Raw genomic sequence first — 13,152 nt, 5'->3', positions numbered from 1 at the left:
TGTATGGCTACAGGTCGCCATCGGCATCGTCGATGGCATCGGACGAATCGGCAGATTCCCGGGGCACTGCCAAGACGGCCGCCGGAGGTTCGCCGGAGGCGGCCGACTTTCCCGTCAGCGGTTCGAACGGTTTCCTGGGTGATGGAGGAGGGTTCGCCTTGCCGCGGTTGCGCTCATGCGTGGGAGGGCCCTTTTTGGCCCATTTTCCCTGCGGAAGTTCGATGCACTCGTGCATACCCGGCGGGCAGCCGATGCGCACGTGAAAGTGGTCGTCGTGCGGCAACGAGCCGCGGGGCTGCATCAAAAGCTCCGCCGCGCGATGGCGCACCGCCGGGGGTGCCCCGATGCGCGCCGCATACGCGAGAAGACGCGCACGAAGCGGCGCCGCCACGAAAATGTGACTCACACGAGCATCCTTGTCGGTGACCAACGCAGTGACCAGGAGCCAATTGCGGGCATCATCGAAGGAGGCGCCCGGCCACGTGGGCGCCGTCCCGTCGGCGCGAAACGGCACGAACTGCTCCGCGAGCACCGGCTTGCCCAGGTGGTTCTTCACGTAAAACAAGATGTCCGCATCGCGTCCGCTCTCGTGCGAGGCATGCCGATCGATCTCGCCACCCCCTGGCCGTGAAAGATGCCCCACCGTGAGCACGGCATCGGGGTACTTGCGCCTCACCTGCCGCGCCGCCCGGTCGATCATCGTCACCAGCGGCCCGAGCCCCCATCGCACATCGCTGTTCGCACAAGATGGCACGATCCGCAGGTACGGGCTCTCCTCCACTTGCATCCCGCCGATGAGATGCCCCGTGGTGGGCGACCCCACACTGCGCCCAATGCGCATCGCCGCCGCACTCAGCGCCGCATGCCCCCCGTGCACCGTGCGAGGCACGGAGAGATGCGCAAGTTGCGTATGCGCCGCCGCCGGCCATGCCGCCACCGAGAAGGTGAGCACCACGGCGCAGACCGCCACGACTAGGCCAGGCCGCACGTGCACCATGCATTGCACCGAAGCATGCCGCCCCGCCCCGGGCCAAATAACTGGCGCCCCATCCGACCTCCAACGTTGACGTTGACGTCTGACGTTGACGGCGACGGCGACGTTGACGACAAGACGTCGTCGTTGTCGTTGACCAGCCTCGACCAGGCGCCAGCGCCACGCGATCGGCGCAGAGCGTCAACGATCAGGTCAACGTTTCGACGTCTACGTCGCCGTCAACGTCAACGACAACGAGGTCCAATCTCCATACCTCTCGACGGGCCGACGAGGGTCGGGCTACGGTGCGAGGCAAGGAGGCTTCCGTGGACAAGGTAGTCAAGAGCGCCCGAGAGGCGTGCGCCGACATCAAGAGTGGCGCGACGATACTCGCGGGTGGGTTCGGGCTTTGCGGCATCCCCGAAAACTGTATCCGCGCCCTGCGAGAGCTCGGGCCCAAAGACCTCACGTTCGTCTCGAACAACTGCGGCGTCGACGACTTCGGCCTCGGGATTCTCTTGGCCAACAAGCAGATCGTGAAAATGGTCTCGAGCTATGTCGGCGAAAACAAGGAGTTCGAGCGTCAGTACCTTTCCGGCGAGCTCGAGGTGGAGCTCGTGCCGCAGGGCACCCTCGCCGAGCGCCTTCGCGCCGGCGGCGCCGGAATACCTGCATTTTACACGCCCACCGGCGCCGGCACCGCGGTGAGCGACGGCGGCCTTCCACTGAAGTACGCGGCCGACGGCTCGGTGGCCAAGGCCTCGCCGCCCAAAGAGGTGCGCGAATTCAACGGCCGCCCGTACGTCCTCGAGCATGCCATCCGCGGCGATGTCTCGATCGTGAAAGCGTGGAAGGGTGACCGCTTCGGCAATCTCGTTTATCGCCACACGGCGATGAACTTCAACCCGATGATCGCAGCCGCGGGGAACTTCACCATCGCCGAGGTCGAGGAAATCGTGCCGGTGGGCACGCTCGAACCTTCGCAGATTCACACGCCGGGCATCTACGTGCACCGCATCTTCCAGGGGACGAATTACGAGAAGCGCATCGAGCGCCGCACGGTGAGGGCTTAACCCATGCTTACCCGCGAACAAATCGCCCAGCGCGCCGCCCAGGAACTCAAGGACGGCTTCTACGTAAACCTCGGCATCGGCATGCCCACCCTGGTGGCGAACTACATCCCGCAAGGCATCGAGGTCGTGCTCCAAAGTGAGAATGGTTTGCTCGGCATCGGCCCCTACCCCACCGCAGGTGAAGTCGATCCCGATCTCATCAATGCCGGCAAAGAAACGGTGACCATGCTCCCCGGCTCGGCGATCTTTTCCAGCGCGGAGAGCTTCGGGCAAATCCGCGGCGGTCACATCGATTTGGCCATCCTCGGTGCCATGCAGGTCTCCGAGCTGGGCGATCTCGCCAACTGGATGATCCCCGGCAAGATGGTCAAAGGAATGGGCGGCGCCATGGATCTCGTGGCGAGCGCGAAGCGCGTGGTCGTCATCATGGATCACGCGGCCAAGGGCGGCGCACCGAAGATCCTTCGCGAGTGCAACCTGCCGCTGACCGGTCGACGGGTCGTTCATCGCATCATCACCGACTTGGCCACCATCGACGTGACACCCGACGGGCTCGTTTTGCGGGAGGTCGCACCTGGGGTGAGCGCACGCGAGGTGCAGGATAAAACCGAGCCCACCCTCAAGGTCCCGAGCGACCTCGCGCAAATGTCGTTGTAACATGTGATTCCGTGCGACCTGTTGCACGGAGCGATCGTGACGCGCTCGTGGTGCTGCTCGAATTGACCGAGCAGCTCACGAACGGTCGACGCTTGGAGGACTCGCTCCAAACGGTGACCGATGCGGCGCTCCGGCTCCTGCCCGGCGACCATGCGTCCATTCGGCTGCTCGACGCCTCGCACCACGAGCTACTCGTGGGTGCGAGGTCGGGCGAGGGCCGACAGCAGAAGCCGATGACCTTCCGTCGGGGTGAAGGTCTCATCGGCTGGGTCGTGGAGCATGCCGAGGGCATCATCGTCGACGACGTGCACGAGGATCCGCGCTTTTTGCCGGACCGCACGCCGAATCGGCAACAGGGTTTTCACATTCGGTCCTTGTTGGCCGAACCCCTTTGGTCCGCGGGAAGCGTGATTGGCGTCCTGTCGGTGTCCTCGCCCGAGGCCGGACGATTCACCTTGGATCATCAGCTCCTCGCGCGGCTCCTGGCCAATTGCTCGACCCCTCCCATCGAACGCGCGCGCCTCGGGCGCCTGGCCATGACCGACGATTTGACGTTGGCATACAACCAGCGCTACCTCGCGCCCCGTTTGCACGAAGAGATGGAGCGCTCACGCCGCACCGGCGGGCCATTGAGCATGCTGCTGATGGACCTGGATCACTTCAAACGCGTGAACGATCACTTCGGCCACGCGACGGGCGACGCCGTGCTGCGCATCTTCGCCGACCGCGTGCGCTCGGTGGTTCGTCGCATCGACGTATTCATCCGGAGAGGAGGCGAAGAGTTCACCTTGATCATGCCCTCTACCACCCGCGCGAACGCCCAAGCCACCGCCGAACGCATTCGCATCAACTTGAGCGAACAACCCGTCGACATTTCCCACGACGACGTGCTCACCCAAACCGTGAGCATCGGAGTCGCAACATGGGATGGCGAAGAGACATTGCAGTCGTTTCAGCAGAGGGCGGATATGGCAATGTACCGCGCGAAGGAGTTGGGACGGAATCAGAGTGTCGTTGCGTGAACGGCTAGAGGATCGTGCACGAGCGCGTGCGCGTGCACGTAGACGAACACGCGCACGCGCTCGTGCTCGAAGCGCCCCCCCTCAATCCTTCCGCGCGCTGCGGTTATCCCTCTTGTCACCGCTTCCCCGCACTGGCATCCCTCGCCACGCTTCAGCGTAATTGCATCCAGGATTCCACATTAGCCACCCCGTGCTCCCGGACTTCTCCGCCTCGCTCGCTTCGGTAAGCAGATATTTCGGCCCGTAATTCGGGGCGCGCCACCCAAAGGCCTGAAGCCACGGCCGCACCACCGCCATCCCTTGCCCTTGGTCCTGGGCCTTGCCCAATTTGACCAACGTCTCTCGCGTCCCAATTCCCACGATCTCGGGATGCGTTCCCGGCGCGTCCCACCCCATGAAGCCCTTGTCATAATGCGCGGGGTACGTCATCGGCGACAGCGCTTCCACCTCCGGCCCCAACAACGTGATGTCCTGCCCCAGGTTGTGCACGTCCTCCATCGTCCCGGTGGCGGTCACGCCAAAGATGTCCAGCGACAGAGGCACGTTTTGCGCCTTGGTCACGCGGTGCACCTTGCGCACGAATTCGACGATGACCTTTTCACGCGAGCCATCGGGCGGAGGAAGCACGGCATTGCCCAATCCTCGCTGCACCGGAAAGCGCACGTAATCGAGTTGAATCTCGTCCGCGCCCGCGGCCATCTGCTCTTTGGCCAGCTCGACGATGTAGTCTTGCGCCTCCTCGTTCGCAGGATCCAGCCAATCCACCGGATATGGCCCTCCCCACTTGCCCCGGATGGACAGACGCGGTGCCTTCACGGAGGCCCACGGATCGTGGAAGCACGCGATGCGCATGATGACGCGGATCCCGCGCGCATGCGCGAATCGGATCGTTCGCGCCAAATCGACGATGGGCGCCTTCCTCGTCGCGTTCGTCTCGACGGCCACCGCCACCTTCGACGGATACGTGACCGGGCCCTCGTAGTCCTTGCCATCGAGCACCACCGCGTTCATCCCGTGGGAGGCCACGCGATCCAAGGTCTCGATCCACGGCTTCGCCGCCATGGCACCGACCAGAAAGATGCCGCGCAGCGCCTTGTCCTCGGGCCAACCAAGGCGATCGTGCTCCGGATCCTTGTACGGCTCGGAGAGCACGTGGGGGATTTCGATGGTGCCCGAAAGCCGCGGGCTCTTCTTCTTCAACTCCTTTTCGAGGTCGTCTGCGAGGTAGACGTCGGTGATGTCGAGGTACGCCTTGGCGATGCTCAGATGCGTGTCCTTCGGACCGACCTTGTGCACGACGCGCAGCTTTTCGGCCTTGTCCGCCTCCTCGATGGTCCCTCCGGTTGGAAGACGCGCTTGAAGCCAAGTGCGAAACTCCGCACGCGGGTCCTTTTTCTCCCCGTCGTCACTGGGACGTCGGGCCTCCTCCGCGCGGTGAATCGCGGAGAGCTCCAGGTGCGCACCATTTTCCGCACCTGTTTTTTCCGGCGTTGCCGCAGGTTGCGCCGCCCCCGTGGCGCCGCCGTGGCCGCCGCACGCCGACGCAATCGTTAGGAAAATTCCCGCGAGACCCGTCCGTAACGGCATTGCACTCTGCATCGTCCGAAAGGATTCCGCTCCTCGCGCGAATGGGCAACAATTTGTGCTACGACAGGGCACCCACGTGATGGACTGGCCGAGCCGAAAAGCATCCGAGCTGGATGCGAGCGAGAAGAAAAGCTTCGGAAAAGGCGTTTTCCGGAAGTGCGACGGGTGCGGGGTCACCATCCCCACGGAAACCCTCCACGCCAACTTCGAAGTGTGCCCTGACTGCGGGCAGCACCATAAGCTCGCCGCGCCGCGTTGGCGGGAGCTGCTGCTGGACCGTGGCGAGCTGGAGGAATGGGATGCCCATCTCAAACCCTCCGATCCCCTTCAATTCTCCGACGGCAAGCCGTACCACGAGCGGGTTGCCTCCACCCAGAAGGCCTCCCGCGCCACGGAAGCCATCGAGATCGGGCGAGGCGCCATGGGCGACCGCCCCGTCGCCTGGGGAGCGTTTCTGTTCGGTTTCATGGGTGGCTCCATGGGCTCCGTCGTCGGGGAGAAGATCACCCGCCTCTTCGAGCGAGCGACGAGCAGTCGCCTTCCCGTCGTGCTGCTGCAGGCCTCCGGCGGTGCGCGCATGCAGGAAGGCATCCTCAGCTTGATGCAGATGGCGAAGACCGTTGCCGCGCTCGAGCGGCATCGCGCGGCGCGCCTTCCGTACATCAGCGTCCTTTTGCATCCGACCACCGGTGGTGTCGCGGCCAGCTTCGCGCTCCTTGGCGACGTGAACATCGCGGAGCCCAAAGCCCTCATCGGCTTCGCCGGTCCGCGCGTCATCGAGACCACCATCCGCCAAAAGCTCCCCGAGGGCTTCCAGCGCAGCGAATTCCTGCTCGCCCACGGCATGATCGACCGCATCACGAGCCGCCTTCAGATGAAGGAAGAGATCTCGCTCTTGCTCGGGCACTTCGCACCCTTCGTTCGCCCGCCGCGCCCGTCCGAGTTGAATAACACCGCGGAGTAGCCCTTGGGCGACCGTCTCAAGGCCGCCCTCGAAGGGCTCTATGGCCGCGCCCCGCGCGGCATGGACCTGGGGCTGGATGCTATACGTGCATCCTGCACGCGATTCGATTTTCCCGAGCGCAGCTTCGGGGCGGTCCACATCGCTGGCACCAATGGCAAAGGCTCCACCTCGGCCATGGTGGAACGCATCGCCCGCGAGGCAGGCCTCAAAACGGGGCTCTACACCTCGCCGCATCTGCATCGCTTCGCGGAGCGCATTCGCGTCGACGGTGAACCCTTGGAGGACGCGACGCTCGCCACCATCCTGGGCGACGTACTCGCGCGCGAGCCCGGCCTCACCTTCTTCGAGGTGGCCACGCTCACCGCGTTTTTGGCCTTTCGCGAGGCCAAGGTCGACTTGGCCGTGCTCGAGGTGGGCATCGGCGGCCGCCTCGATGCCACCAACGTAATTCCCCCGCCCCGCGCGGCCGCGATCACGCGCATCGCCTTCGACCACCAGGACAAGCTGGGCGACACCTTGGCGCTCATTGCGCGCGAGAAGGCCGGCATCGCCAAACCGGGGCTCGACGTGATCCTCGGGCCGATGGAGACCGACGTCGAGGCCGCGATCGCCGAGGTCGCCCATGGCGTGGGCGCCACCGTTTCCCGCGCCCGCGAGCTCACCGCCGGCATCGCGATCGAGCGCATCGGCCTCGCGGGCGCGCACCAAGAAGACAACGCGCGCATCGCCTGGGCCATCGGCGAGCGCCTCGGCATTCCTCGCGCGACCATCGCGCGGGGCATCGCCAACGTCACCTGGGCCGGCCGCCTCGAGCGCATCGAGACCGCCGACGGCCCCGTGCTTCTCGATGCCGCGCACAACCCCGATGGCATCGAGGCCCTCGCGCAGCAATTGGCTGCATGGAAGCTCGATCCGTCGAACATCGCGCTCATCTTCGGCGCCCTCGCCGACAAGGCATGGCCGGTGATGCTCGACCGCATCGCGCCTCTCGCCGGCACGCGCGTTTACGTGCGCCCGCCCTCCAACTCACCGCGAGGCCCGGCCGATCCTGCGGACCTCGCCGCGCGTTGCCCGGGCGAGACCGCGGGCTCCTTCGAGGAAGCGCTGGCGCTGGCCCGCCGCAACGTCTCCCGCGGCCTGGTGCTGGTCACCGGTTCCATTTTTCTCGTGGGCGAGGCCCGCGGGAAGCTACTTGGCATCACCGGGGATCCGGCCCTAGCACTCTGAACCATGATGGCTCGGCAACGCGCACTGGTGGGACGAGCAACTCACGCACTTCGGATCGCAGTACCGCGTCGTGGCCATGGATCAAGCCGGCCATGGCGCATCGGGCCGCGATCGAAAAGCGTGGACTCTGCAAGCATGTGCCCAGGACGCCCGCGCGGTGGCCGACAAGCTAGGGCTCGAGCACATCGTCTGGATCGGGCACTCCATGAGCGGAGGAACCATTGCGCGGCGCCTTCGACCACGATGGCGCGAGCGCGATGCGCAACGTAAAAGCCCCCATCGTCGCCATCAACTCGGACGCACATCCGACGAACGTGGAGGGCAACCGCAAGCTTGCGCCGCAGTTCGAGGTCATCCTCATGAAACGTGTCGGTCACTGGCCGATGCTCGAGCGACCGGGCGAGTTCGACCAGCTGCTTCAGCAAGCGCTCGATCGCGCAACGGCCAAGGTTCGTTAGTCGCCTTCTGTGGTAACTTGGGGGACCACTTACGAGCGGACCCCTTCAGGTTCGCCCCCTCCGATCGGGGTGCGAACCTGCCAAAAAATCCCCTTGGGAGGTTTTCGTCATGCCGAGCTTCGACATCGTCTCGAAGGTCCAATGGAACGAGGTCGACAACGCCCTCAACCAGTCCCAGAAGGAAATCGCCCAGCGTTTCGACTTCAAGGACACCGGAACGTCCATCGAGCGCAACGATGATGGGATCAGCCTTCGTTCGTCGAGCGACGAGCGGGTCAAGGCGGCGTATTCCGTCCTTCAGGACAAGCTCATAAAACGCAAGGTGAGCCTGAAGCACCTCGACCCGCAGAAGCCGGAACCCACCGGCAAGGGCGGTTCGAAGATGCTCGTGAAGGTGAAAGAAGGCATCGACGGCGACCACGCCAAAGACCTCGTCCGCCGCATCAAGGACAGCAAAATCAAGGTGCAGGCCTCGATCCAAGAAGCCCAAGTGCGCGTGAGCGGAAAAAACCGCGACGATCTCCAGGCCGCCATTCAATTGGTCAAAGAGGCCGACTTGCCCCTCGAGCTGCAGTTCATCAACTTCCGCGACTGAAGTTACCGCGCTTCGAATTTTTGGTCTTCCACCTGCTCGTTCTGGTGATCCTCGGTGCGGAGAATCACGGGACGTGTGTCGCAGGAGGGTGACGGCCCGAAGGCGTACCAGTTCATGCGCGTGCGCTGGACCAGCTTGCGGGTGGCGCGCCCGCTTTCGCGCTCGACCATCACCGCCTCGAAGCGGCCATCGGTCGACATGATGGCGTGCCATTCGACGACCGGATTCTTCAGTCCGGCCCGTGAGGCATTCACGTAGTTGCTTTGAATCAGCGCGTCGTCGAGTTGCGCTACCACGTCGCGCTTGCCCATGATGTTCGTGAAGCCGACGTTGGAGAACTCTTCGACGGACCAGCCCTCTTTCGCGTTCGCCTCGCTCCAGCCGACACGCAGCGGGCTACCTCGCCGCACGGCGGCAAGCAGGCTCTCGCGGCTGCCGGAAAGGTCGTTGCCATGACCATCATTGGCAAAGAGAAAGCGCCACTCGGACACAGCGCAACGATCGGTTTCCCCCGATGCGCGCGCCGGGGCAGTCGCCTGGGCTGGGGCACAGGCCATTCCCGTGAGTGCAAGCGCAAAGGACAAAACCGTGCCGGATCGCATCACGATGGGCTCTATCGCCAGCGTGGCCGGCTGGCCAACATTTCGTGTAGTGTCACGCGTGCATGAAATCGATCGAGAAGTCGCGCAGTAACCGAAGTCAGGAAAACGGAGCGTCGTCCGAGGAGCCCGTGGTGCCGGCGCGCCCGGTGGTGATGCGAAACCTGTTTGGAACCGACGGTGTGCGCGGCACCGCGAACGAATTGCCCATGACGCCGGAGCTCTCCATGCAGCTCGGGCGCGCCGTCACGTTTCTCGTCGGCCGCGGCAAAAAGCACGTGCCGCGCGTGCTCATTGGAAAAGATACGCGTCTTTCCGGTTACATGCTCGAGCAGGCGCTCGCCGCGGGCATCTGCTCGATGGGCGGACGCGTGATCCTTTGCGGCCCCGTTCCCACGCCCGCCGTGGCGCACCTGACGACGGCCATGCGCGCGGACGCGGGCATCGTGATCAGCGCGAGCCACAATCCCTATCAAGACAACGGCATCAAGATCTTCGGCGCCGACGGCTTCAAGCTGCCCGACGAAGAGGAGGCGGAAATCGAGCGCCTCATGGGCAACGACGCGCTTCTCAGCCCGCGCCCGACGGGTCCTGGCATCGGCCGCGCGGAAAAACTCGAGGACGCACGCGGGCGCTACGTCACCTTCGCAAAGAACACGTTCCCGCGCGATCTCACGCTCGACGGCGTGCGCGTGGTGGTCGATGCCGCACACGGCGCGGCTTACAAAACGGCGCCCAGCGTCTTCGCGGAGCTCGGGGCGAGCCTGTGGTGTCTCGGCGTGAAGCCGAATGGCACGAACATCAACCGCGACTCGGGCGCTCTGCACCCCGACAACGTGCGCGCCGAAGTGGTGCGCCGCCGCGCGCACATCGGTATCGCGCTCGACGGCGATGCGGACCGGCTCATCGTGGTCGACGAGAAAGGTCAAATCGTCGACGGCGACGCCGTCATGGCCATGTGCGCGAGCCGCATGCTGCAAGCGGGCGAGCTCAAAAAGAACACGCTGGTCGCCACGGTGATGAGCAACCTCGGTCTCGAGCGGGCCATCGAGGCGATGGGCGGCAAAATGATCCGCACCGCCGTGGGCGATCGCTACGTCGTCGAGGCCATGCGCTCCGGCGGCTACAACCTGGGCGGCGAGCAATCGGGGCACCTCATCTTCCTCGACCATGCCTCCACCGGCGACGGAACCATCGCCGCGTTGCAAGTGCTCGCACTGATGATGCGCACGGGCAAGCCGCTATCGACCCTCGCGCACTCGGCGATGGAGCGCGTACCGCAGGTGCTCGAGAACGTGAACCTGCCCGCGCGAAAGCCGCTGGAGGAAATGCAGTCGCTCAGCGCCCTATCGGAAAAGGTGAAAAAGGGATTGGGCGACGAAGGCCGCATCTTGATCCGCTGGAGCGGCACCGAGCCCAAACTCCGCATCATGTTGGAGGGGCCCAACCCGGATCAACTCGTCGTATGGGCCAAAGATCTGGCCAGCGCCGCCAAGAAGGACACGCGGCCCGAATAAAGAAGACCCCAAATCACAAGAAGGCGGGAAGGTCGGGAAGAATCCTAAAATCCTTCCCGCCTTCCCGCCTTTCTGTTTTCTCTCTCTGGATTCTTAGTAGCGGTAGTGATCGGGCTTGAACGGCCCTTCCACCGGCACGCCGAGGTAGGCGGCCTGCTCGGCGGTGAGCTTCGTCAGCTTCACGCCCAGCTTCGGCAGGTGCAGCGCGGCAACCTTCTCGTCGAGGACCTTCGGCAGAACGTGGACGCCGACCGGGTACTTCTTGGACTCCGTCCAGAGAGCGATCTGCGCGAGCGTCTGGTTCGAGAAGGAGCTCGACATGACGAACGACGGGTGGCCGTTCGCGCAGCCGAGGTTCACGAGGCGGCCACGGGCGAGCAACGTGATGCGCTTGCCATCGCCGAAGATGAACTGGTCGACCTGCGGCTTGATGTTCTCTTCTTTGACTTCCGGGTTCTTCTCGAGCCACGCCACGTCGATCTCGGTGTCGAAGTGGCCGATGTTGCAGAGGATGGCCTGGTCCTTCATGGCCTTCATGTGCTCGCCGCGGATGACGTTCATGCAGCCCGTGGCCGTCACGAAGATGTCGCCCACCGCCGCCACCTCTTCGAGCGTCGCGACCTGGTAGCCTTCCATCGCCGCCTGCAGGGCGTTGATGGGATCGATCTCCGTCACGATGACGCGGGCGCCGAGGCCGCGCAGCGACTGCGCGCAGCCCTTGCCGACGTCGCCGTAGCCACACACGACGGCAACCTTGCCCGCGAACATGACGCCCGTCGCGCGCTTGAGACCATCGCCGAGCGACTCGCGGCAGCCGTACAGGTTGTCGAACTTCGACTTGGTGACCGAGTCGTTGACGTTGATGGCCGGAACCTTGAGCTCACCCTTCTTGTGCATCTCGTAGAGACGGTGCACGCCCGTGGTGGTCTCCTCGGACAGGCCGCGGATCGGATCCGGACCGGTGAAGAGCTCCGGGTGCTTCTGGTGAACGATGATCGTGAGATCGCCGCCATCGTCGAGGATCATGTTCGGGCCCTTGCCGCCCTTGAAGGCCTTGAGCTGGGCCTCGATGCACTCCTCGTACTCGGCCTCGGTCTCGCCCTTCCAAGCGAAGACGGGCACGCCCGTGGCCGCAATGGCCGCGGCCGCGTGGTCCTGCGTCGAGTAGATGTTGCAGCTCGTCCAGGTCACTTCCGCGCCGAGGGCGGTCAGCGTCTCGATGAGGACCGCGGTCTGCAGCGTCATGTGGAGGCAGCCGGCGATGCGCGCACCCTTGAGCGGCTGGCTCTTGCCGTATTCCGCGCGGAGAGCCATGAGGCCGGGCATCTCGGATTCGGCAATCGTGATCTCCTTGCGTCCCCACTCGGCAAGTTTGATATCTCGGACTTTGTAATTGTCAGCCATCGGTCTCTCCCACTATTGCGTGTTCGGTTTACGCGTTCGTGAACGCTACGTTCCGGATCCGTTTCCTTTGGCCGATGCGCCCTTCGTAGCGACGAGCACTTGCCAAGGGAGGTGATGGTCCGGCCCTGACGGTATCAATGCAGACGGAAGCGGCGTTACTTGGGGCCACTCCAGCCCCGCCGCTTGGGCGAATTTCTTCAACTCGGAAGGCTCGAACCCGAGCCAGATGTCCGCGGCATCGCGCATGGACTCGTCTTCGTGGTGCGCGTAGTCCAGCACCACGAGCGAGCCGCCCGGCGACAGCAAACGCGCAAGCGAAGCCACGAACGCCGCGGGCTTCGGTGCATGATGCAACAATCGGGCAGCAAAGACGGCATCGGCGCCGGCGCCCACGGCCTTCTTCACCTCGGCGCCCGAGAGATCGCCCTCGAGCAACGTCACGTTGGTGAAGCCGCGCGCGTTCACGCGCTGCTGCGCCTCGGCGAGCTGCGCACCCGAGCGATCGAGCGCGATGACCCGCTCGTAGACCGGCGCGAGCACCTCGAGCAGCCCGCCGTCGCCGGTTCCGGCATCCACCGCGAGCTTGCGGCGGGGCACCAACAGCGAAAACGCCGCGAGGTACGCGCCCAGTTCGACGGGCGGGCGCAGTCCTGATTTGTCCGACGAAGCATGCGGCCGCGCGAAGTACTCACGGGCCATCGCATCGCGGGCGCGCAGCACGCCTTCGATGCGCGCAGCGAGCGAATCGGGCGAATCGGACTCGCACAGCTCGCGGCCGCTCGCCAGCGCATCGGCGACGACGGCATCGGAGCCTGCCCCTTCGCGCAGACGCACCAGCGCGCGCGTCCCTTGTTTGCGAACCACCACGAGCCCGGCTTGCTTCAATGGCGCGACATGACGCGACACGTTGGGCTGGCTCTCGCCGAGCAGCTCTGCGAGCTCCCCGATGGCCAGCTCCTCCTCCGCCGCAAGGGCCAGGAGCCGGAGACGCACCGGTTCGGAAAGAACACGGTAGAGCTCCCATCGAGTTGGGGCAGCGGTGCTATCGAGCATCGCCGCTTCATATATGCGACGAT

Annotated in this window: 13 protein-coding genes; 8 read left to right on the top strand and 5 right to left on the bottom strand. The window is 64.7% G+C overall.

The window, feature by feature from the left end; translation table 11 throughout:
• Window positions 1–7 precede the first annotated feature (7 nt).
• Window positions 8–988 (bottom strand): penicillin-insensitive murein endopeptidase, encoded by a 981-nt coding sequence (locus tag LZC95_11175; GenBank protein WXA97395.1) that lies wholly within the window; start codon window positions 986–988, stop codon window positions 8–10.
• A 311-nt stretch (window positions 989–1,299) separates the two neighbouring features.
• Here LZC95_11175 and LZC95_11170 point away from each other — a divergent pair, with 311 nt between their 5' ends.
• The 3 genes from LZC95_11170 to LZC95_11160 are packed head-to-tail and all read left to right on the top strand — an operon-like array spanning window position 1,300 to window position 3,725.
• Entirely contained in the window at window positions 1,300–2,046 is a 747-nt protein-coding gene (locus LZC95_11170; GenBank protein WXA97394.1) for a CoA transferase subunit A, read from the top strand.
• 3 nt (window positions 2,047–2,049) lie between these two features.
• On the top strand, window positions 2,050–2,703 hold the full coding sequence (locus LZC95_11165; protein ID WXA97393.1) for a CoA transferase subunit B: 654 nt from the start codon (window positions 2,050–2,052) through the stop codon (window positions 2,701–2,703).
• Window positions 2,704–2,714: 11 nt separating this feature from the next.
• The gene (locus LZC95_11160; protein ID WXA97392.1) at window positions 2,715–3,725 is read left to right on the top strand and encodes a sensor domain-containing diguanylate cyclase; all 1,011 of its coding nucleotides are present in this window, start codon (window positions 2,715–2,717) and stop codon (window positions 3,723–3,725) included.
• 81 nt (window positions 3,726–3,806) lie between these two features.
• On the opposite strand, the gene LZC95_11155 is transcribed toward LZC95_11160, so the two are convergent.
• Complete coding sequence (locus LZC95_11155; protein WXA97391.1) at window positions 3,807–5,312, bottom strand: putative glycoside hydrolase; 1,506 nt, start codon at window positions 5,310–5,312, stop codon at window positions 3,807–3,809.
• Between the two features lie 79 nt (window positions 5,313–5,391).
• Here LZC95_11155 and accD point away from each other — a divergent pair, with 79 nt between their 5' ends.
• The 4 genes from accD (at window position 5,392) to LZC95_11135 (ending at window position 8,556) form a co-directional block, all read left to right on the top strand.
• Window positions 5,392–6,276, top strand: a complete 885-nt coding sequence (gene accD / locus LZC95_11150) for an acetyl-CoA carboxylase, carboxyltransferase subunit beta (protein WXA97390.1) — start codon at window positions 5,392–5,394, stop codon at window positions 6,274–6,276.
• Window positions 6,277–6,279: 3 nt separating this feature from the next.
• Complete coding sequence (locus tag LZC95_11145) at window positions 6,280–7,503, top strand: bifunctional folylpolyglutamate synthase/dihydrofolate synthase (GenBank protein ID WXA97389.1); 1,224 nt, start codon at window positions 6,280–6,282, stop codon at window positions 7,501–7,503.
• Window positions 7,504–7,760: 257 nt separating this feature from the next.
• Window positions 7,761–7,961: a hypothetical protein gene (locus LZC95_11140; protein WXA97388.1), complete on the top strand. Its 201-nt coding sequence runs from the start codon at window positions 7,761–7,763 to the stop codon at window positions 7,959–7,961.
• A 109-nt stretch (window positions 7,962–8,070) separates the two neighbouring features.
• The gene (locus tag LZC95_11135) at window positions 8,071–8,556 is read left to right on the top strand and encodes a YajQ family cyclic di-GMP-binding protein (protein WXA97387.1); all 486 of its coding nucleotides are present in this window, start codon (window positions 8,071–8,073) and stop codon (window positions 8,554–8,556) included.
• A gap of 2 nt (window positions 8,557–8,558) precedes the next feature.
• Here the strand turns inward: LZC95_11135 and LZC95_11130 are convergent, their stop codons facing one another.
• Window positions 8,559–9,161 carry a hypothetical protein gene (locus LZC95_11130; protein ID WXA97386.1) on the bottom strand — a complete coding sequence of 201 codons (603 nt, stop codon included), beginning with the start codon at window positions 9,159–9,161 and terminating at the stop codon, window positions 8,559–8,561.
• Window positions 9,162–9,310: 149 nt separating this feature from the next.
• Here LZC95_11130 and glmM point away from each other — a divergent pair, with 149 nt between their 5' ends.
• Window positions 9,311–10,672: a phosphoglucosamine mutase gene (gene glmM, locus LZC95_11125; protein ID WXB00321.1), complete on the top strand. Its 1,362-nt coding sequence runs from the start codon at window positions 9,311–9,313 to the stop codon at window positions 10,670–10,672.
• Between the two features lie 93 nt (window positions 10,673–10,765).
• Here glmM and ahcY read toward each other — a convergent pair whose 3' ends face one another.
• Entirely contained in the window at window positions 10,766–12,076 is a 1,311-nt protein-coding gene (gene ahcY / locus LZC95_11120; GenBank protein WXA97385.1) for an adenosylhomocysteinase, read from the bottom strand.
• Window positions 12,077–12,121: 45 nt separating this feature from the next.
• Window positions 12,122–13,129: a metalloregulator ArsR/SmtB family transcription factor gene (locus tag LZC95_11115; GenBank protein ID WXA97384.1), complete on the bottom strand. Its 1,008-nt coding sequence runs from the start codon at window positions 13,127–13,129 to the stop codon at window positions 12,122–12,124.
• Between the last annotated feature and the right edge of the window lie 23 nt (window positions 13,130–13,152).

It is taken from the genome of Sorangiineae bacterium MSr12523 (assembly GCA_037157775.1).
Taxonomy (GTDB): domain Bacteria; phylum Myxococcota_A; class Polyangia; order Polyangiales; family Polyangiaceae; genus Pendulispora; species Pendulispora brunnea.
Note: the sequence above shows the minus strand (reverse complement) of the source record. Positions and strands in the feature narration are given on the sequence as shown.

What these genes read in the sequence shown, in the direction of transcription:
- LZC95_11165 (WXA97393.1), top strand. Translation starts at nt 2,050, where the DNA reads ATGCTTACCCGCGAACAAATCGCCCAGCGCGCCGCCCAGGAACTCAAG.
- LZC95_11155 (WXA97391.1), bottom strand. Translation starts at nt 5,312, where the DNA reads ATGCCGTTACGGACGGGTCTCGCGGGAATTTTCCTAACGATTGCGTCG.
- accD (WXA97390.1), top strand. Translation starts at nt 5,392, where the DNA reads ATGGACTGGCCGAGCCGAAAAGCATCCGAGCTGGATGCGAGCGAGAAG.
- LZC95_11140 (WXA97388.1), top strand. Translation starts at nt 7,761, where the DNA reads ATGCGCAACGTAAAAGCCCCCATCGTCGCCATCAACTCGGACGCACAT.
- LZC95_11135 (WXA97387.1), top strand. Translation starts at nt 8,071, where the DNA reads ATGCCGAGCTTCGACATCGTCTCGAAGGTCCAATGGAACGAGGTCGAC.
- glmM (WXB00321.1), top strand. Translation starts at nt 9,311, where the DNA reads ATGCGAAACCTGTTTGGAACCGACGGTGTGCGCGGCACCGCGAACGAA.
- ahcY (WXA97385.1), bottom strand. Translation starts at nt 12,076, where the DNA reads ATGGCTGACAATTACAAAGTCCGAGATATCAAACTTGCCGAGTGGGGA.
- LZC95_11115 (WXA97384.1), bottom strand. Translation starts at nt 13,129, where the DNA reads ATGCTCGATAGCACCGCTGCCCCAACTCGATGGGAGCTCTACCGTGTT.